General features: G+C 38.4%; 27 protein-coding genes. 2 read left to right on the plus strand and 25 right to left on the minus strand.

What is annotated here, in order from left to right; genetic code table 11:
* Positions 1-66: 66 nt before the first annotated feature.
* From atpG to ABH961_RS18855, 15 genes are all read right to left on the minus strand, one after another.
* The gene (gene atpG, locus ABH961_RS18785) at positions 67-927 is read right to left on the minus strand and encodes a F0F1 ATP synthase subunit gamma (RefSeq protein WP_000157696.1); all 861 of its coding nucleotides are present in this window, start codon (positions 925-927) and stop codon (positions 67-69) included.
* A 412-nt stretch (positions 928-1,339) separates the two neighbouring features.
* Positions 1,340-2,848, minus strand: coding sequence for a F0F1 ATP synthase subunit alpha (gene atpA / locus ABH961_RS18790; protein WP_000027511.1), 1,509 nt, complete (start codon positions 2,846-2,848; stop codon positions 1,340-1,342).
* An 11-nt stretch (positions 2,849-2,859) separates the two neighbouring features.
* On the minus strand, positions 2,860-3,402 hold the full coding sequence (gene atpH, locus ABH961_RS18795; RefSeq protein WP_000064683.1) for a F0F1 ATP synthase subunit delta: 543 nt from the start codon (positions 3,400-3,402) through the stop codon (positions 2,860-2,862).
* Positions 3,399-3,905 carry a F0F1 ATP synthase subunit B gene (atpF, locus tag ABH961_RS18800; protein ID WP_001142625.1) on the minus strand — a complete coding sequence of 169 codons (507 nt, stop codon included), beginning with the start codon at positions 3,903-3,905 and terminating at the stop codon, positions 3,399-3,401. The genes atpH and atpF overlap by 4 nt, the downstream gene beginning before the upstream one ends.
* Before the next feature lie 129 nt (positions 3,906-4,034).
* The gene (atpE, locus tag ABH961_RS18805; RefSeq protein ID WP_000052064.1) at positions 4,035-4,253 is read right to left on the minus strand and encodes a F0F1 ATP synthase subunit C; all 219 of its coding nucleotides are present in this window, start codon (positions 4,251-4,253) and stop codon (positions 4,035-4,037) included.
* Positions 4,254-4,309: 56 nt separating this feature from the next.
* A complete protein-coding gene (atpB, locus tag ABH961_RS18810; RefSeq protein ID WP_048542682.1) occupies positions 4,310-5,029 on the minus strand; it encodes a F0F1 ATP synthase subunit A in 720 nt (239 codons plus the stop codon).
* Positions 5,030-5,036: 7 nt separating this feature from the next.
* Entirely contained in the window at positions 5,037-5,429 is a 393-nt protein-coding gene (locus ABH961_RS18815; RefSeq protein WP_000567600.1) for an ATP synthase subunit I, read from the minus strand.
* Entirely contained in the window at positions 5,429-5,653 is a 225-nt protein-coding gene (locus ABH961_RS18820) for an AtpZ/AtpI family protein (RefSeq protein WP_001171220.1), read from the minus strand. The genes ABH961_RS18815 and ABH961_RS18820 overlap by 1 nt, the downstream gene beginning before the upstream one ends.
* 26 nt (positions 5,654-5,679) lie before the next feature.
* Entirely contained in the window at positions 5,680-5,793 is a 114-nt protein-coding gene (locus ABH961_RS18825) for a DUF4024 domain-containing protein (protein WP_048542683.1), read from the minus strand.
* 372 nt (positions 5,794-6,165) lie between these two features.
* Entirely contained in the window at positions 6,166-6,795 is a 630-nt protein-coding gene (upp, locus tag ABH961_RS18830; RefSeq protein ID WP_000517539.1) for a uracil phosphoribosyltransferase, read from the minus strand.
* A gap of 271 nt (positions 6,796-7,066) precedes the next feature.
* Positions 7,067-8,308, minus strand: a complete 1,242-nt coding sequence (gene glyA, locus ABH961_RS18835) for a serine hydroxymethyltransferase (protein WP_000349796.1) — start codon at positions 8,306-8,308, stop codon at positions 7,067-7,069.
* 253 nt (positions 8,309-8,561) lie between these two features.
* Positions 8,562-9,179 carry a TIGR01440 family protein gene (locus tag ABH961_RS18840; RefSeq protein WP_095205689.1) on the minus strand — a complete coding sequence of 206 codons (618 nt, stop codon included), beginning with the start codon at positions 9,177-9,179 and terminating at the stop codon, positions 8,562-8,564.
* 21 nt (positions 9,180-9,200) lie between these two features.
* The gene (gene rpiB, locus ABH961_RS18845) at positions 9,201-9,644 is read right to left on the minus strand and encodes a ribose 5-phosphate isomerase B (protein WP_000869917.1); all 444 of its coding nucleotides are present in this window, start codon (positions 9,642-9,644) and stop codon (positions 9,201-9,203) included.
* A 96-nt stretch (positions 9,645-9,740) separates the two neighbouring features.
* Positions 9,741-10,181 carry a low molecular weight protein arginine phosphatase gene (locus tag ABH961_RS18850; RefSeq protein WP_048542685.1) on the minus strand — a complete coding sequence of 147 codons (441 nt, stop codon included), beginning with the start codon at positions 10,179-10,181 and terminating at the stop codon, positions 9,741-9,743.
* A gap of 247 nt (positions 10,182-10,428) precedes the next feature.
* Positions 10,429-10,926 (minus strand): PTS sugar transporter subunit IIA, encoded by a 498-nt coding sequence (locus ABH961_RS18855; RefSeq protein ID WP_087985978.1) that lies wholly within the window; start codon positions 10,924-10,926, stop codon positions 10,429-10,431.
* Between the two features lie 386 nt (positions 10,927-11,312).
* On the opposite strand from ABH961_RS18855, the gene ABH961_RS18860 reads away from it, so the two are divergent.
* Together ABH961_RS18860 and ABH961_RS18865 are read left to right on the plus strand one after the other, a co-directional pair.
* Entirely contained in the window at positions 11,313-11,699 is a 387-nt protein-coding gene (locus ABH961_RS18860) for a DoxX family protein (protein WP_087985979.1), read from the plus strand.
* A 159-nt stretch (positions 11,700-11,858) separates the two neighbouring features.
* Positions 11,859-12,470, plus strand: a complete 612-nt coding sequence (locus ABH961_RS18865; protein WP_404519790.1) for a flavin reductase family protein — start codon at positions 11,859-11,861, stop codon at positions 12,468-12,470.
* Positions 12,471-12,859: 389 nt separating this feature from the next.
* On the opposite strand, the gene ABH961_RS18870 is transcribed toward ABH961_RS18865, so the two are convergent.
* The 10 genes from ABH961_RS18870 to ABH961_RS18915 all read right to left on the minus strand — a co-directional run bounded on the left by ABH961_RS18870 (position 12,860) and on the right by ABH961_RS18915 (position 19,803).
* Positions 12,860-13,138, minus strand: coding sequence for a DUF3935 domain-containing protein (locus tag ABH961_RS18870; protein ID WP_048542692.1), 279 nt, complete (start codon positions 13,136-13,138; stop codon positions 12,860-12,862).
* An 81-nt stretch (positions 13,139-13,219) separates the two neighbouring features.
* Positions 13,220-13,351, minus strand: coding sequence for a hypothetical protein (locus ABH961_RS18875; RefSeq protein WP_001037624.1), 132 nt, complete (start codon positions 13,349-13,351; stop codon positions 13,220-13,222).
* Between the two features lie 19 nt (positions 13,352-13,370).
* Positions 13,371-13,919, minus strand: coding sequence for a manganese efflux pump MntP (locus ABH961_RS18880; RefSeq protein WP_048542694.1), 549 nt, complete (start codon positions 13,917-13,919; stop codon positions 13,371-13,373).
* 74 nt (positions 13,920-13,993) lie between these two features.
* The gene (locus ABH961_RS18885; RefSeq protein WP_048560279.1) at positions 13,994-15,037 is read right to left on the minus strand and encodes an L-threonylcarbamoyladenylate synthase; all 1,044 of its coding nucleotides are present in this window, start codon (positions 15,035-15,037) and stop codon (positions 13,994-13,996) included.
* 108 nt (positions 15,038-15,145) lie between these two features.
* On the minus strand, positions 15,146-15,604 hold the full coding sequence (locus ABH961_RS18890; RefSeq protein WP_048542698.1) for a GNAT family N-acetyltransferase: 459 nt from the start codon (positions 15,602-15,604) through the stop codon (positions 15,146-15,148).
* A gap of 49 nt (positions 15,605-15,653) precedes the next feature.
* The gene (gene spoIIR, locus ABH961_RS18895; protein WP_098091558.1) at positions 15,654-16,517 is read right to left on the minus strand and encodes a stage II sporulation protein R; all 864 of its coding nucleotides are present in this window, start codon (positions 16,515-16,517) and stop codon (positions 15,654-15,656) included.
* A 112-nt stretch (positions 16,518-16,629) separates the two neighbouring features.
* Positions 16,630-17,481, minus strand: coding sequence for a peptide chain release factor N(5)-glutamine methyltransferase (gene prmC, locus ABH961_RS18900; protein WP_404519792.1), 852 nt, complete (start codon positions 17,479-17,481; stop codon positions 16,630-16,632).
* Positions 17,481-18,548 (minus strand): peptide chain release factor 1, encoded by a 1,068-nt coding sequence (gene prfA / locus ABH961_RS18905; protein WP_002096180.1) that lies wholly within the window; start codon positions 18,546-18,548, stop codon positions 17,481-17,483. The genes prmC and prfA overlap by 1 nt, the downstream gene beginning before the upstream one ends.
* A gap of 314 nt (positions 18,549-18,862) precedes the next feature.
* Entirely contained in the window at positions 18,863-19,447 is a 585-nt protein-coding gene (locus tag ABH961_RS18910; RefSeq protein ID WP_000281084.1) for a thymidine kinase, read from the minus strand.
* A gap of 110 nt (positions 19,448-19,557) precedes the next feature.
* Positions 19,558-19,803, minus strand: a complete 246-nt coding sequence (locus tag ABH961_RS18915) for a type B 50S ribosomal protein L31 (RefSeq protein WP_000643447.1) — start codon at positions 19,801-19,803, stop codon at positions 19,558-19,560.
* Positions 19,804-20,047 lie beyond the last annotated feature (244 nt).

Genomic DNA, 20,047 nt, shown 5'->3' on the forward strand with positions numbered 1-20,047 from the left:
AATCGCCTCTACGTCAAAAGCTCCATCCCCCTCTCATTCTGGACGAACCGCCTACGCTTTTTATTACTACTCTAACGCTGCTGCTCCACCAACGATTTCCGTAATTTCTTGCGTAATCGCTGCCTGACGCGCACGGTTGAATGAAAGTGTAAGTGAATCGATAACTTCCATTGCGTTGTCTGTAGCACTCTTCATTGCTGTCATACGCGCTGCGTGTTCACTTGCTTTACCATCTAGTAATGCACCGTACACTAAGCTTTCTGCGTATTGTGGCAATAGTACTTTTAAAATTTCTTCTTCAGAAGGTTCGAATTCATAAGCTGTCGTCGGTTTGTCAGACGCCACATCAGTAAGCGGTAAAATTTTATTTTCCGTTACTTCTTGTGAAATTTTACTTACGTAATGGTTGTAGTAAATATACAGCTCATCATAAGCACCATCTGCAAACATCGCAATTGCTCGAGAAGCAAGATCTTTAATATCAGTAAATGATGGGTGGTCAGATAGTCCAACTACCTCATCAATGATGTTAAAGCCGCGACGTTTTAAATAATCACGTCCTAGTCGGCCAAGCACAATAATTGAATATTGGTTTGAATCCATATTATGACGTTCACGAATTACGTTACTTACTGTACGTAATACGTTACTGTTATAACCACCTGCTAGTCCGCGATCAGATGTAATAACGATGTACCCTGTACGCTTTACAGGACGCGCATTTAGCATTGGATGATTAATTCCTTTACTTCCTTGCGCAATGCTCGCTACTACTTCTTGAATCTTTTCCATATACGGAACGAAAGATTTAGCATTTTGCTCTGCACGGTTTAACTTAGATGCAGATACCATCTCCATCGCTTTCGTAATTTGACTCGTTTTCTTTGTCGAGTTAATCTTCGCTTTTATATCGCGTAAAGATGCCACAGGTTTTCACCACCTTTTTTCCGGAAGTTGGCACGATTAGTAAGAATTCTCTTCCTAATCTACGTTGCAAGATATTCTTGCTCATGATTGAAGGAAAAGAATAGGTGCACCTACTCTTTTCCTTTACATAACCGTCAGCAATCTCAAAACTTGAGATGCCTTTTATATATTATCTAGCTCCAGCGGCTTGAATGTTCGGTGGCTTCACTTCTTCCTACGAGGCAAAGACCGCCTCTTCGTCAGAAGCTCCACCCCCCTCACATTCAGGACGAGCCGCTTCCGCTTTTATTTATCTAGTTCCATCTCCTAGCCCCTTTCGTCTAAGAACCTTCCCCACCAAAAGGTAGAAAGCACCTTTTGTGGGAAAGAACCTTAGCCGATGGGGCTGAACAGTCGACTTCACTTTCAATTATTATTCAGAAGCTACGAATACTTTTTTAAATCCATTAATAGCTGCTGCAAATTTGTCGTCATCCGCAAGTTTCTTAGTTGTGCGGATTTCTTCTAATAAGTCAGTCGCATTAGAATCTAACCAAGCATGGAATTCTTCTTCGAAACGAGTGATATCTACTACTGGGATATCATCTAGGAATCCACGTGTTAAAGCGTAAAGAATGATAACTTGTTTCTCTACACGTAATGGTTTGTGTAATCCTTGTTTTAATACCTCAACAGTACGAGCACCACGGTTTAGTTTCGCTTGAGTTGCTTTATCAAGATCAGAACCGAACTGAGCGAACGCTTCTAACTCACGGTAAGATGCAAGGTCAAGACGAAGTGTACCTGATACTTTACTCATTGCTTTAATCTGAGCAGATCCACCTACACGAGATACAGAAGTACCCGCATCGATCGCTGGACGTACGCCAGAGAAGAATAGGTCAGATTGTAAGAAGATTTGTCCGTCCGTAATAGAAATTACGTTTGTTGGGATGTAAGCTGATACGTCCCCTGCTTGTGTTTCGATGAAAGGTAGTGCAGTTAAAGAACCGCCGCCTCTTGCATCACTTAATTTTGCTGCACGCTCTAATAAGCGAGAATGTAAGTAGAATACATCCCCTGGATATGCTTCACGACCTGGAGGACGACGTAATAGTAATGAAAGCTCACGGTAAGCCGCTGCTTGTTTTGATAAGTCATCATATACTACTAATACGTGTTTACCATTGTACATGAACTCTTCACCCATTGTTACACCAGCATAAGCAGCTAAGTATAATAATGGAGCTGGTTGAGAAGCTGATGCAGTTACAACGATTGTGTAATCTAATGCACCGTGCTTACGTAGTGTTTCTACTACGTTACGTACAGTTGATTCTTTTTGTCCGATAGCTACATAGATACAAATCATATCTTCATCTTTTTGGTTAATGATTGTATCAAGTGCAACTGCTGTTTTACCTGTTTGACGGTCACCAATGATTAACTCACGTTGACCACGGCCAATTGGTACAAGAGCATCGATCGCTTTAATACCTGTTTGAAGTGGCTCATGAACAGATTTACGATCCATTACACCTGGTGCTGGACTTTCGATTGGACGAGTGTTTGTTGTATTGATTGGGCCTAAACCATCAACTGGTTGACCTAATGGGTTTACAACACGACCGATTAGTTCTTTTCCTACTGGTACTTGCATGATGCGACCAGTACGACGAACTTCGTCACCTTCACGAATTTCTGTGTAAGGTCCTAAAATAATGATACCTACGTTGTTTTCCTCTAAGTTTTGTGCTAGTCCCATAACGCCGTTAGAGAACTCTACAAGTTCACCAGCCATAACGTTATCAAGACCATGAGCACGCGCAATACCGTCACCAACTTGGATAACTGTACCAACATCACTAACTTCGATTTCAGACTGATAGTTCTCGATTTGTTGCTTTATCAGTGCGCTAATTTCTTCAGCTCTGATGCTCATGTGCTTCACCCCTATCTATTCTTCATTAATTCACGCTGAATACGTGCTAATTTTCCTTGCAAGCTTCCGTCGTAAATGCGATTTCCAATACGTACTTTAATGCCGCCTAGTAAATCTTCATCTACAACATTTTTTACGCGAATTGCGTCTTTTCCCGTTCTCTTTGCAAATGCTTCTGCAATGTTAAGCTTCTCTTCTTCTGATAGAAGACGAGTAGAATATACAGTTGCGTCGGCTACGTTACGTTCTTCATTAGCAAGAACAACATATTCATCTGCAATTTCAGGTAAGATATCAATGCGTTTGTTATCAATTAAAATATATAACGTATTTAAAATAGATTCAGAAACAGATCCGAATACGTTCGCAAGAAACGTTTTCTTCTGCTCTTTTGAAATGTTCGGTTGCGTTAAAAAGCTATGTAGTTCTCCGTTCTTTACATAAACGTTTTGTACAAGGCGTAATTCCTCTTCAAACATTTCTAATACGTGTTTTTCTTTTGCAATTTTAAAAAGAGCGACAGCATAACGTTTTGCTACAATCCCATTGCTCATCGCGCTTCTCCTACTTCTTTAATATAATCGCGAATTAACTTAACTTGATCTTCTTCTTTTAACTCTTTTTCAATTACTTTAGAAGCAATTTGAACAGATAAAGAAGCGACTTGTTCTTGTAAAGCAGCAATCGCTTGCTCTTTTTCGCGTTGAATTTCTTGTACAGCAGATGCTTTAATTGATTCTGCTTCTTCTTTCGCAGCAGCAACAATAACATCTTTTTGATCTACAGCTTGTTTTTTCGCTCTTTCGATTAACTCTTGTGCTTCAACACGCGATTGTTTTAACATTTCACGTTGTTCTTCTACTAATTTCTTCGCTTCAGCGTTACTTCTTTCTGCAGCGTCGATTTCATTAGTAACATGCTCTTCACGTTCTTTCATAATTCCCATTAAAGGGCCCCACGCGAATTTGCGTAGCATTACTAATAGAAGTAAGAAAATGAACAATGTATAAGCAATCGTTCCAAATGGAATGGAAGCCCCTAATAATAAAGTTGGCACAAGGATTCACTCCCTTCAAAATATCTAAATTGATCATATGAAAAAAAAAGACATACGTTTCGTTCATAAAGCAATGGCGAAGAAAGTTCGGAAAAACACTCTTCGCCATCTATGTAAGGGGAGTCTCCCTTATTTGTTCATTACGATGAATGCAATAACTACACCGATGATTGGAAGTGCCTCAACTAAAGCAACCCCGATGAACATAATTGTTTGAAGCGCGCCTTTTAATTCTGGTTGACGAGCAACACCTTCGATTGTACGTGATACGATAAGACCGTTACCAATACCTGCACCTAATGCTGATAAACCAATTGCAATTGCAGCTGCGATTACACCTAAACTCATTTAATTTGTCCTCCTTTGTATTATAAAAAAATAAATTTTTTCTTACTTAAATTATATTAATGGTCATGGCTTACTTTATGAGCCATATAAACCATCGTTAACATAACGAAAATAAATGACTGGATTGATCCAACGAATACACTGAATCCCATCCATGCTAACATTGGTACAAGCGCACCTAATGCTCCAAGGAATGATGCCCCACCTAACTTAGCAAGTAATCCTAATAAGATCTCACCTGCATAAATGTTACCGAATAAACGAAGACCTAACGTTAATGTGTTAGCAAACTCCTCAATAACCTTTAATGGGAATAAGAATTTCATAGGTTGGAAATAACCTTTTACGTATTCTTTCGTACCCTTCATCTTAATTCCATAATAATGGGTGAGGGTAACTACCATCACGGCTAATGTTAATGTAACTGCTGGATCAGACGTTGGTGATCTCCACCATGCAATATGTTCGCCAGCCTCAACTGTTGAATACATGAATGGTAAACCAAGGAAGTTCGATACGATGATAAACATGATAAGCGTAACGCCAAGCGTTAAGAAACGCCCACCTGTTTTCCAGTCCATCGTACTATTGATAATCCCTTTCACGAAGTCAAACACCCATTCCATGAAGTTTTGCATCCCGGTTGGGCGAAGGGCTAAACTGCGAGTTCCGATAACAGCGATTAAGAAAACTATAACTGCTGCTACAGTAACCATCATAACTGATGACAAATCGAACGTTAAACCTAGAAATTTAACTAATTTACCGTGTTCCACTAGTAATTCACCTCTCTTCCCTGCTCTTATACTCTAAATAAAGAAAATCTATGATCATGACAAGGTATCCTGTCAGCAATCCTACACCTAGGCCCCACATCGCGATTAACTCTTGATATTTGGCTGCAAATAAAATTAATAATCCAATCGTGGCGAATCTCGAATATGTACTTACCGCTGTCGCCTTAAATTTCACGTTTTCTCCATTTGTTACGCGATCCAACAGCTTGTCTGTTCTACGTGCAATGATGCGCAAACTAAGAAAACTGAAAATCGTTCCGATAATCAGCCCAAGAAATACATCCTTGTAAGAGGTGAATCCCCATCCTAGCACTAGAAGCGCAAGCAAGTAGTACATATATTTCTTTTGTCTTTGGACAAGTCCATGTACGTCTATCATCATTGCTCTCCCGAATAGTAATGTCGAATGAGTCGAATCATTGCGTATATCCCTGTTCCTAATCCGAGTAATAACCCTATAATAAGAAACAATGGAAACGTTCCAACCTTACTATCAATCCACTGCCCACCAAAGATTCCAATAAGAATAGAACCGACTAACTGAGCAAGAATACCTGACATTAAAGCATAAGCTTTTATATGGCTGCGATCGTTTTTTTGCAAGGATTCATCCCTCCAATATGTAACCCTCATTCACGATGTGTTAATAATAACTCATTTTTTTGCATAAATCCTATACAAATTAAAAAGTTTACATTTTCGTCACGGAATAGATGTATTTTTGTCACTGAAAGCCCTACCATCTATCCCCGTTGTTAGCATACAATAGGGTATTAACAGTGTCAACGAGAAATCGTAAAAAATCAAAAAATTTGAGTATTAGTCATTTCCTCCCAAAAATGAAAACGTTCCCCTTCTAAATACTGGTTAGAGATATGCAATTTCTAGCAGTTTTCTCATTATAATAGAAGGAAATGTTCACAAGTTTGTCACTATTATATTTTTACGATATAACGCTTTCCTTCCATAATATAGTGCTCTTTAGACGTAAGACTTCTATATTATATGTGGTGTGTATTCAACTTATGTTGTATATACTATGTATATTTATCCCCCCTCCCCTACCTCATCAGAGTACAAAAAAACGAGAGGGGAATCCCCTCTCGTCAGTTGTCTTACTTCGTTCCGAATAAACGGTCACCAGCATCACCAAGACCTGGTACTACATATCCGTGATCATTTAATTTCTCATCTAATGCTGCTACATAAATATCAACATCAGGATGTTCTTCTTGTACTACTTTTACTCCTTCTGGAGCTGCAACGATACACATTAATTTAATTTGTTTTGCACCGCGCTTTTTCAGAGAGTTAATTGCTTCAGCTGCAGAACCACCTGTTGCTAGCATCGGATCTAGTACGATAAAGTCACGTTCTTCTACATCCGTTGGAAGTTTCACATAGTATTCTACCGGTTGTAATGTTTTAGGGTCACGGTATAAACCAACGTGTCCTACTTTTGCTGCTGGAATTAATTTCAGAATTCCATCAACCATTCCTAAACCTGCACGTAAAATCGGAATTAAACCAAGCTTTTTACCAGCGATCACTTTTGTTGTCGCTTTGCTTACAGGTGTTTCAATTTCAATGTCTTTAAGTGGAAGATCGCGAGTAATTTCGAAAGCCATTAAACTTGCTACTTCGTCCACTAATTCACGAAAATCTTTCGTACCTGTATTCTTATCGCGAATATATGTAATCTTATGTTGAATTAACGGGTGATCAAATACATACAGTTTTCCCATGTGAATCTCTCCTTTAGATGATATTCATGCGTTTGCACGCTTTTTTACACTATTTACGATTGTAAAGAAAACGCTACTAATATTCAAGGGCAAATTTGGCAAAATCATGATTTTACGATGAATCTATCTAGTATCTTTACCAATTATGGGAGCTGTATCCTTCATTATATCGCCAAAATTTATTCATCATTTGTATACATACTTAAAGAACAATATATGTCCAAAAAAAAACTGCCAAAACAATTACGTCTCAGCAGTCTTCTTTAATCTATTATAGGTCTGTGTACATTGGGAATTTGCTCGTTAACGCTTCTACACGCTTACTTGCTTCTTCTAATGCAGCTTCATTTTCATGATTTTTTAATGTGTAAGCAATAAGTGACGCAATTTCATCCATTTCTTCTAAACCGAAACCACGAGATGTTACAGCTGCCGTACCGATACGTACACCGCTTGTTACAAATGGGCTTGCTGTTTCAAATGGAATTGTATTTTTGTTCACTGTAATACCAACTTCATCTAACACGTGCTCTGCTACTTTACCTGTGATTTCTAAGTTACGAACATCAATCAGGATTAAATGATTGTCTGTTCCACCAGAAACAAGTGTAAGTCCTTCTTTTTGAAGACCTTCAGCTAAGCGATTCGCATTATTAATGATATTTTGTGCATATGTTTTAAAATCATCTTGTAGTGTCTCACCAAATGCAACAGCTTTTGCAGCGATTACGTGCATAAGTGGACCACCTTGAATACCAGGGAAGATTGATTTATCAATTTGTTTTGCAAATTGCTCTTCACATAAAATCATACCACCACGTGGACCACGTAATGTTTTATGTGTTGTCGTTGTAACGAAATGTGCATGTGGTACTGGGTTTGGATGTAAACCAGCAGCTACTAAACCAGCAATATGTGCCATATCAACCATAAAGTATGCACCCACTTCATCTGCAATCTCACGGAATCGTTTGAAATCGATAACACGAGGATATGCACTTGCACCTGCAACGATTAATTTTGGTTTATGTTCTTTCGCTTTTGCTAATACATCATCGTAATTAATACGGTGAGACTCAGCATCCACGCCATATTCTACGAAATTATATTGTACTCCACTGAAGTTAACAGGGCTTCCGTGTGTTAAGTGACCACCATGAGATAAATTCATACCAAGTACTGTATCGCCTTGCTCTAAAATCGTGAAGTATACTGCCATGTTCGCTTGTGCACCAGAATGCGGTTGAACATTTACATGCTCTGCGCCAAAAATTTCTTTCGCGCGATCACGTGCGATATCTTCCACTACGTCTACGTGCTCACAGCCACCATAGTAACGTTTTCCAGGATATCCCTCAGCATACTTATTCGTTAAAACAGAACCTTGCGCCTCCATTACTGCTTCACTTACGAAGTTTTCCGAAGCAATTAACTCAATCTTTGAACGCTGTCTCCCTAGTTCTGCCTCAATTGCAGCAAATACCTTTTCATCTTGACGTTTTAAATGATCCACCAAAATCCCCCTTTTCTGAACGAATTACATCGATTCCCAATAGTTTTTTCTCATTTATTCAGAAAAAACGAAAATTCAGGTTGTAATTCTTTCGAACCTTCATGTTTTCAACTACATTCTAACATGACTTTCTATATCATAAAAGAAAAAAAAGACCGAAAATCGGTCTTTTCTTTCTTCTATTATAAAGTCAGACTACATACCTTTTATCTTTCGATATAAAGCTATTATGCGACTTTATAATTTTTCATGTCTAACGGCAAGTTATAGTCTCTTCCTTCGCCGCATAAACAGCACGTGCTCCACCAATTAGTTTTCCACGTGTCGTTGCCATCGTTACATGCGCACTTCCAATTTCCTTCACACCTGTACGAACCGGAACAGCTACATGCTTTAAATGCATACCGATAAATGTATCACCAATATCCATTCCTGCATCTGCTTTAATAAACTCAATTACTACCGGATCTTTCAAATTGTGATACGCATATGTTGCTAATGCACCACCTGCTGATCTAACAGGCGTAACTGTTACAATTTCAAATTGATATTTCATCGCCAACTCTCTCTCAACTACTAAAGCACGGTTTAAATGCTCACAACATTGAAACGCCAACTCAATACCTGTTTGTTCTTGAAATTGTTTTAACTCAGAAAAAATCGCCTCTGCTACTTCCATCGTTCCTGATGTCCCAATTCTTTCTCCTAGCACTTCGCTCGTGCTACACCCCACTACAAAAATTTGTCCACTTTGTAATGAAGCTTGTTCTTGGAAATCAGCAAGCGAAATTTGTAACTGTTCTCTTACCTTTACGATTTCTGTCATTACGCCTCTTCCTTTCACAGGTTGGTTCACCAAATTATATTTCATACTACTTCTAGTTAGAATCTATTACTTTGTTTCGTATGTTTTAATTTTTCCTACGCGGTTTTCGTGACGACCACCTTCATAGTCAGTTGTTAACCAAATTTTTGCGATGTCACGTGCTAGACCTGCACCAATTACACGCTCGCCCATTGCTAACATGTTCGTATCATTATGCTCTCTCGTTGCTTTCGCACTGAAAGTATCATGAACTAATGCACAACGAATACCATTTACTTTGTTTGCTGCAATTGACATACCGATGCCTGTCCCACAAACTAAAATACCACGATCTACTTCGCCATTCGCTACCATTTCCGCTGCTGGAAACGCAAAATCAGGGTAATCAACAGAACCAGCTTCACATTCACAACCTAAATCAATATATTCAATATTTAACTCTTCTAATAAACTTACAAGTTCTTTACGGATATTCATACCGCCGTGATCAGATGCTACTACTACTTTCATTTTTACCCCTCCAAAGTTTCAATCAATTATCTTCATTTCTCACTCGTTACCTTAACGGAACGAAGTAATCTCCAATATCGTATTATACACGAAACATCAACCTTCTGAATGTTTTTTCAGTAAAGTTTGTACAAGTTTTTCCATCTCTTCTAACGTTTCTTTATAAATAGAAAGTGAACCGCCAAATGGATCTGAAATATCCTTACTTATCCCCTCAGTTACTCCATATAATGTATCCACTTTCTTTTCAACACTCGGATAATGCCCAAGTACAATTTGCTTATGGTTTTCCGTCATTGTTACTACAATATCTGCCCAATCAATCAAAGCTTCATTTATCTGTTGCGAAGCATGATCGATTGTAATTCCCTTTTCAGCTAAAGCTTCCTTTGCATATATCGACGCATCACTTCCAGGATAGGCGAAAACACCAGCAGATTGCACTTCAAACTTCCCTTCTCCATGATGACGAAGTAACGCCTCAGCCATCGGGCTACGGCATGTATTTCCAGTGCAAATAAATAACACTCGTTCCATCCAAACCCACCCCTTTTCTTCTTTTTCCTATCTTTCATCATAACGTACATAAGAATAGAACAAAAGAAATGTGAATATACAAAAGGCGCATTTCTCTTATATTTTTTCTAAGAAAAATGCGCCTTATCCACATATATGTGAAACCCTATTTCCAAGTGCCTAGAGTATTTTAACATACATAGCAAGCGTACTACAAAACAAAAGAAGGAATCCATTTCATATGAAACGGATTCCTCTTATACAATAATTATTTCATTGTAACTTTCATTACTTCTGTTGAACCTTTTGTAGCTGTTACCCCTACAGTTGTTTTAATAGACTCAGCTGCATCTGTGTTTGTAATAACGATTGGAGTAATTGTACTTTTCGCTTTTTCACGGATTAATTCTAAGTCGAATGAGATTAATTTATCTCCAGCTTTTACAGCTTGGCCTTCAGAAACGTGAGCTTCGAAACCTTCGCCTTCCATTTTTACAGTTTCTAATCCAACGTGGATTAAAATTTCTGTACCGTTTTTCGCTTTAATTCCTACAGCATGTTTTGTGTGGAATAATTGTACGATTTCACCATCAACTGGAGATACAACTAGACCTTCAGTAGGATCGATTGCAACACCTTCACCCATCATACGACCAGCGAATACTGGATCTGGTACTTCTTCAATATTTTTCACTGCTCCAGTTAATGGAGCTACGATTGTTTCTTCATTTGTTTTTGAACCAAAACCGAATAATTTTTTAAACATAGGATAGTCCTCCTCATAATTTACCTAAAAGTTTATAGGGCAATCCCTAGTAAAACTCGGGATACATGTAAGACTTCATACTTCGAATATTATACTGTAAAAACGCTTTCGAAATAAATTACGTCATTACTAATAGACTCTTATTGTAGCTCTTTGCAAAATTCCAGTCAATTCTGATTGTCTGAATAACAATAAGAAGTTAACTTCTACTTATATTTTCTCTTTTTTTACCCAACTTGTCTAGAGGTCTTTACTACATTTTGTTTTTTGTTGTTAATTTGTAAAATTTTTTCAAACTTTTTTCAAAATCCGCTTGACTAAAGTAAGTAACTATTTTATTATTACTTACATAAGGTAAGTTAATAACTTTTAGGAGGTTTTTTGAAATGATGGATATCGGTCTTCTTATTATTCGTCTTATTATAGGTATTACATTCATGGGTCATGGTGCTCAAAAACTATTTGGTTGGTTCGGCGGTTACGGTTTAAAAGGAACAGGCGGCTGGATGGAGTCAATCGGTTTACGTCCTGGTGTATTCATGGCATTTATGGCTGGCGCAACTGAATTATTAGGTGGCTTCTTATTCGCATCAGGTATTTTCACTGCAATTGGTTCATTATTTATCGTTGGAACAATGTTAATGGCAATCTTCACTGTTCACGGAAAAAATGGTTACTGGGTAACACAAAACGGATATGAATACAATTTAATGTTAATCGCTGTTGCTGTGGGAGTAGCTTTAATCGGACCTGGGGCATACGTTTTATTATAATTTTTATCTTGAATTCGAGATTATTTAGACGGAACTTACTTCAATCACAATGAAGTAAGTTCTTTTTATGTAATAAAAATATTATTTTCAGCAGGAGTTTTCCACTAACATCTTGTAAACAAACAATAAGTCGTCATATTTAGAAAGGGGATTTTACGCATGTTATCCATTAATCCAAATGAACAAACGGAAAAAGAGAATTACAAATTATTAACGGGAAGTATCATTCCACGCCCTGTCGCATTCGTTACTTCTGTAACAAAAGACGGCGTATTAAACGGAGCACCGTATAGCTATTTCAATATTGTCGCTGCTAATCCACCACTTATCTCAGTTTCTGTACAGCGAAAAGCCGGAGAAAGAAAGGACACTTCCCGAAACGCAATTGAAAAAGGTGAATTTGTCGTACATATCTCTGATGAATCTTACGTAGAAGCAATTAACGAAACAGCGGCTAACCTCCCGCCAAATGAAAGTGAAATTGAACTAGCAAAACTAACACCAATTGAAAGTGATGTCATCTCCGTTCCAGGTGTGAAAGAAGCTAATATTCGAATGGAATGCGTACTAGAACGCGCTATCCCTCTTGGCGGAACAGAAGACTCACCAGCTTGCGATCTACTAATCGGACGCGTCGTTCGTTTCCACGTCGCAGAACACCTATACGAAAACGGCCGCATTCATGCAGAAGTACTAAAACCAGTAAGCCGTCTAGCAGGACACAACTACGCAAAACTAGGAGAACAATTTGAATTGGTAAGGCCTATTTAAAGGCAGAGGCGGCTCGTTCAGAATCGCAGGGCATTGGAGCTCTCGATCTTGAAGCGCTTTTTGCTTCGAGCGAGAGAGCGAAATGACCGAAGATTCTAGCCGCTGGAGCTGGATATATCTAAAAGTGGAAGTGGCCCGCTTAGCTCTGACCGGCTAAGGTTCTCTCGCACAAAAGGTGCTTTTTACCTTTCGTGCGGGAGGTTCTTAGATGCGAAGAGCTGGCCGCTGGAACTGGATATATCTAAAGGCAGAGGCGGCTCGTTCAGAATCGCAGGGCATTGGAGCTCTCGACCTTGAAGCGCTTTTTGCTTCGAGCGAGAGAGCGAATGTAACTCAATTACTTCCATCACTCAAACATAAAATCCCCTGCTATTTAGCAAGGGATTTTATCATTGTAATTCTTCCTTTTTTTCCTCTAAAGTAGATACTTTCTCTTTTTTCGGTTTCCCAAGCTTAATTACTAAGAAATATAGGGAAAGCAATGTAATAAGAAAAACGATTATAAACGGATACGGAGAATAAAAGGCACGCGCTGCCTCCGTTTTTCCCGCAACAAACTTCAATGACTCAATATCTAAAAACTCAGCAAACATTTGTACACCGAGCATACTAAACCAAAAAACAAAAAAACTAATAATAATACCAAAAACTTGCTTCAATCTCGTCATTCATCTCATCCTTTCTATATCTATAATTTTTTAGCGCAATCAGTATAGTATAAATAAAACTATGCACAGAAAGGAGCTATCTTACCATTCGCGAATTAACTTCATCCAACCTAAAATTGAAATTTGCAAAATAATACCCCAAATAACAAGCCGTCTTAACCACCTAGGGAAAAAAGTTAAAAATCGAATATACCATTCCAATAATTTATTCATAACTCCCTCCTATTTAAAATTATATAGGAAAAAGGAGATATAATCCAAATCCAACGAGAATGATACCACCTACTATCTCGCCATATGTGCCGAGCATATCTTTTGCATGTCTACCAATTAATAAACCAATCCACGCTAATAACATACTAACAAATCCAAAAAGTAATATCGTAATAATTGTCTGCGCCCCGTAAATACCAAGACTAAGGCCTACTGAAAAACTATCTATACTAACGCCAAATGCAAATACGAATAAACTAATTCCAATAGGGGCCGTTCTAGTCTCTTCATTCTCCAAAATAGATGAATACACAATATAGAATCCTAGTCCAATTAATAAAATAGCACCTGCAAAATGTGCAATGTCTCCATACTGTTCTGATAAAAAGCGACCTAATACCATCCCTATAAATGGCATGATAATATGAAATATCCCTATAGTCATACCGATATACAGGATTTGTCTTAACTTTAAGGTCATCATCCCCATACCAAGACTCACCGAGAACGCATCCATTCCTAAAGCGAATGCCATAATTATTAAAGGTATTAGCTGTTCAAACGTCATTCATGTCCCTCCTCGGACGTGCTACTTCAAAATATGCTTATCCGAGGAGAAATATTCGGTTTGCTAATCGTACCTTACGATTCAGTAATAACCTGATGGCCTGCCGCTTTCGTTAAGCGATTCATAATGGCATTCCCTATTCCTTCATTCGGGAATGATTCACTAAAAATAACATCCACTTCACTTGCATCAAACGTTCTAAGTACATCATATAATTTAGTCGCAACGCTAGCTAAATCACTTCGAACACCACAAGATAATACAACATCCGCGCTATATACATGCTGATATTCTTCCGTCGTTAATACACCTACTTTAAATCCTTCTTCCTTTTTCTTATCCACAATAAGCTGAATAAATTCACGTGAGCCCTCAACAATACTAAGCGGCGCTTTCGGTGCATAATGTGTATATTTCATTCCAGGTGATTTCGGTTTTTCCTTCTCGTCCTTTAAAGCCGGATCTAAAGAAACCGTACCGATTACCGCTTCTAATTGTTCTTTCGTAATCCCACCTGGGCGTAATATCGTTGGAACCTCGCTCGTACAATCAATTACAGTCGATTCAACACCTACTCCCGTCGCACCACCATCTACAATACCTGCAATTTTCTCATTTAAATCTTCATATACGTGAGAAGCTAGTGTCGGACTTGGGCGCCCAGAGCGATTCGCACTCGGTGCTGCAACAGGCACATTTGCCTCTTCAATAAGAGCAAGCGCTACTGGATGATCAGGCATTCTTACTCCAACCGTATTAAGTCCTGCCGTCACCTTCTCTGAAATCCCTTCTTTTCTAGGTAAAATAATTGTTAACGGGCCTGGCCAAAAATGCTCCATTAACTTCTCTGCAACTGGCGGGATTTCTTTCACAATCCCATCTAACTGTGATTTTGTACCGATGTGGACAATAAGTGGATTATCACTCGGTCTTCCTTTCGCTTCAAAAATTTTCGCGATTGCTTCATCATTCATCGCGTTTGCACCTAGTCCATATACCGTTTCTGTAGGGAAGGCAATCGCCTCGTTTTCCCTTAATAATTTTGCTGCTTCTTGTAACTGTGGATAATATTTTTTTCTTTCCACAACATTATCCACAACCCACATATTTGTATGCATTTTTTCCCACGTCCTTTTCTACCCTGAAATACTTGTCTATTTTTAGTTTACTATGAGATTTATCCAAAAGACAAACAAGGTTTATCCACAAAATGTGGATAAACCTAATTAATCCGTGGATAACTTTGTGAATAGCTGACAATTTAGTATTATTGCATTTGGCTCTTTTATATTTTTACAAAAGTGTTCTAACTGTCGAATTCCCTCTGGTACGTTTTCTTTCTCTATAGTAACAAAGTCAAAAAACTGAAAGATTGTTATAGATTGTGGATGATTTGTTAGTAAGTACAATTGTCGAATATTTTTTTCGTTCATATACTGCAAAAACATTTCAAAAAAATATAAGAAAGTCTGTTTATCCACATTAGGTGTGAATAAACAAGAACGAATCAGTGCGTGTTCTTCACTTTGTTCATATCCGATGACAGCCCGTATTTCTTCCGCCTCTTCCAAAATCATAAATTGCGCGTACAACTCATTTATTTTATCATCTTTTTTATTAGCTTGTCCGAAAAAAGAATGCAATCTTCCCACATCTGCTTTCGTAGCAAAATATACTTTCTTCATAGTAAATCCCTCCTCTTTGTTATATATGAGAAGGGACCTACTAATAGTACTATTTAGAGAATAAAGATGTAAAAGCTTCTACAATAAATAACTTAACTTCTGGCTTTTCTTCTTCCTCCTCTACTTTTACATACTCATTTTGTTTTTCTTGCTTTTGTTCCACAGGTTTCTCCACTTTTTCAACAGTTTTTGTTTCTTCTTTACTTACAGGTTGTTCTTCTACTTTCGTTTCATTTTTTACTACTTTCTTTTCAGAAGCTGTTACTTTTTTGGCAACTTCCTGCTTTACAGCTTTCTTTTCTTTCACCTTATCCTCTTTCTTCTCTGGTACATCCACTACTTCCTCATCTTGCTCCTTAACTTCCCCCTCTTCAGGAGATTCAGCCTTCACAACATGTTCTTCTTTCCTTACAGCTGTACCACTTGAAAAATCTAAGAAACACATCGGTGGAAATAATACACACCACCAGTTTGCCCCTTCCCCTTCCCCAATTGTAATCAATACCGCCTCATATTCCCCTGCTGGATAAATAAAATTACCATATACCTTTGTAGGGAACTTTACATTCTTACTAAATTTCACTTGAAATGAATCTTTACTTCCTTCTTTTTTCAACGTATTTGCCACTGTTTTTTCGATTTCTGGAATATGACTTTGAATGACTTTACGTGCCTCTTCAAATGAAGTTAAATCTGCTACCCATCCATCAATTTGTGCTTTTACTTCATCACGCACTTTGCGCTTTAAAGCCTGATCTTTATCTGAATCACTATTTGCTAAAATCCGTAATCGAACGGCCTCTTTCGGAATAACTGAAGGCCCTTTCGCATCAGCTTTCATATATCCAAACTGCACAAGCAACTGTGCACCAATTAATAATAGAAGAAGATAAGCAATAACTTGTTTTTTCATTTCCTCCACCGTCCCTTCTACAAACAGTGTGGACAGACTTTCATCTTTCTAAACTATTAAATTCAAAATCTATATAAATTTTTCCACAAAAAAATAGAGTAAGGTGTGAACCTTACTCCATCTCTGCAAATACCATACGATCTTTTCCATTAATATCAAAAACAACCTCAACATGAGCATGTGGAAAAGCTTGTTGTAACAACCCTTTTACATCCTCGCCTTGCCCTACTCCAATTTCAAATGCCACAATTGCTTTCTTCTGCAACACATTCGGCAAATCTTCCATAAAACGGCGATAGAAATCTAATCCGTCTTCACCGCCAACAAGTGCTCTCTTTGGCTCATGCTCTTTCACCACAGGAGAAAGGCCACGCCAATCCTCTTCCGGTATATATGGAGGGTTTGAAACAACAACATCTAACTTTTGACCCGTTTTATAAAATGGTGACAATAAATCACCATGATAGAACGTTACTTCTGCGCCTAAAGTTTTTGCATTTTCTTTTGCAACTTCAATCGACTCTTGTGCAATATCTACCGTATACACATGAAGATTTTTATTTTCTAAAGCAAGCGTAATAGAAATCGCTCCACTACCTGTACCAATGTCCGCCACATGTAGTTTCTCATCGCCAAAATGACGCTCGATTCTTTCTAACACTCCCACTATAAGCTCTTCTGTTTCCGGTCTGGGTATTAATACTTCTTCATTCACAAAGAACGACCGTCCATAAAACATTTCATAACCAATCATATATTGAATAGGAATACCTTCTACATGTTTGTGAATAAACTCCGTAAAACTTGTTTCTTGTTCCACAGTTATTTCTTCACGCATATTCATGAGCATTCCGGTTCTGTTCGTCTTTAATACATGACAAAGGACAAGTTCTCCCGCATTTTCATCTCGTCCATTTTCCTGTAAAAAAGAAGAAGCCCATTTCAGGGCTTCATAGACACGCATTACTCAGCTGCCTCCATCTTTTGAGCCTGATCTTCCATCACTAAGGCATTGATGAAATCATCTAACTTACCTTGTAAGATTTGATCTAGCTTTTGAATCGTTAAACCGATTCGATGGTCTGTAACGCGGTTTTGCGGGAAATTATACGTACGAATACGCTCTGAACGATCACCCGTACCAACAGCTTGTTTACGGTTTTGATCATACTCAGCTTGCGCTTCTTGTCTAAACTTATCATAAACACGTGCGCGTAATACTTTCATCGCTTTTTCTTTATTCTTGATTTGTGATTTCTCATCCTGACACGATACAACTACACCAGTCGGTAAATGCGTTAAACGTACCGCTGACATCGTTGTATTAACACTTTGTCCACCAGGACCACTAGAAGCAAACGTATCAACACGAACATCTTTTTCATGAATACTAATTTCTACTTCTTCTGCCTCTGGTAATACAGCTACAGTTGCTGTAGATGTATGAATACGTCCACCAGATTCCGTTTCAGGAACACGTTGTACACGGTGAGCACCATTCTCGAATTTCAGCTTCGCAAACGCACCTTTACCGTTAATCATAAAGATAATCTCTTTATATCCACCTAACTCTGTATAGCTCGCTTCGATAATTTCAGTTTTCCAACCTTGTACCTCAGCATAACGGCTATACATACGATATAAATCACCAGCAAATAAAGCGGCCTCGTCACCACCAGCAGCACCACGAACCTCAACGATAACGTTTTTATCATCATTAGGGTCTTTTGGAACAAGTAAAATTTTCAGACGCTCTGACAATTCTTTATCTTGCCCTTCTAATTCAGAAACCTCTTCTTTTACCATGTCACGCATATCAGCGTCTAACTTATCTTCTAACATTGCTTTTGCATCTCTTAATTGCTCACGAACATCTTTATACTCACGGTACACCTCTACCGTTTCCTGCATATCAGATTGTTCCTTTGAATACTCACGAAGCTTATTCGTATCGCTAATAACCTCTGGATCACTTAACAATTCATTTAACTTCTCATAACGATCTTCTACAGCCTGCAAACGATCTAACACACCATTCACCTCTACATCCTAGTATCTAATACAAATAGTATATGGTACTTAATCAAAAAAACGCAAATTATATTTAAAAGCGTAAGCGGCTCGCTCAGAATCGCAGGCTATTTGGAACTCTCGACCTTGAAGCGCTCTTTGCTTCGAGCGAGAGAGTGAAATGGCTGGGGATTCTAGCCGCTGGAGCTAGATAATATTTAAAAGCGTAAGCGGCTTGCTCAGCTCTGACTGCTAAAGTTCTTAGCTGTACGAAGAGCCGGCCACCAATCTTCATCTATTTTCGAAAAAAACCCGCTCTACATAGCGAGTTTCATTTATCTTTGTTTTGTAGGTACTGCATGACAATGACGACAACGTGGTTCATACGATTCTGAAGCCCCAACTAAAATAATTGGATCATCAAATGCCGCTGGTTCTCCATCGATTAAACGTTGCGTACGACTTGCAGGAGATCCGCATGCAGAACACACTGCCTGCAACTTAGTTACATGTTCAGCAATCGCCATCAGCTGAGGAACTTGTCCAAATGGTAGACCACGGAAATCTTGGTCTAATCCAGCTACAATGACACGATAGCCACGATTTGCCAATACTTGCACCACTTCCACAATGTCCCCATCAAAAAATTGTACCTCATCGATTGCAATAACATCCATTTCTTCTGCTACATGGTTAAATATATCTTTTGAAGCTGAAACAGGAACTGCTTTAACCTTTAATCCATTATGTGATACAACATCTTCTTCACTATAACGATTATCAATACATGGTTTAAATACAATCGCATGTTGTTTCGCAAATTGCGTACGGCGTATACGGCGGATGAGCTCTTCTGATTTTCCAGAAAACATACTCCCGCAAATCACTTCAATCCAACCATTTTGATTCATTAAGTACATTGAGCTCTCCTTTCATCTACTTTCCTAATCCAAAGTAGGGTAAAGGTTTAATATTTTTGCAAAAAAAACAGACAAGCGAATACATACACTTGCCTGTTTTATGTTCTTTATTACTTGATACCGTATTTCTTATTGAAGCGGTCAACACGTCCGTCTGCAGTAGCAAACTTCTGACGTCCAGTGTAGAATGGGTGAGAATCAGAACTGATCTCAATTTTTAGTAATGGATAAGTGTTACCATCTTCCCACTCAACAGTTTCGCTAGAGCCTTTAGTAGACCCGCTTAAGAATTTGAAGCCTGTGTTCGTGTCCATAAATACAACTTTATTGTAATTTGGATGGATTCCTGCTTTCATTCTTTTCATCTCCTTCCGCCCTGAATCATTTTCGAAACAGAGTTTTTCATCTTCAGCTGCTTACACAACTATATTGATGAAACACATATGATGAAATTATAACAAGGCTAACTCCATTTTGCAACTACCTGTTTTTGTCTTTTTAAAATTTAAAAGCGCAAGCGGCTCGTTCAGAATCGCAGGACATTGGAGCTCTCGACCAAGAAGCGCTTTTTGCTTCGACCGAGAGAGCGAAATGGCCGGA

The organism is Bacillus sp. RC251, assembly GCF_044908765.1.
Classification (GTDB): Bacteria; Bacillota; Bacilli; order Bacillales; family Bacillaceae_G; genus Bacillus_A; species Bacillus_A wiedmannii.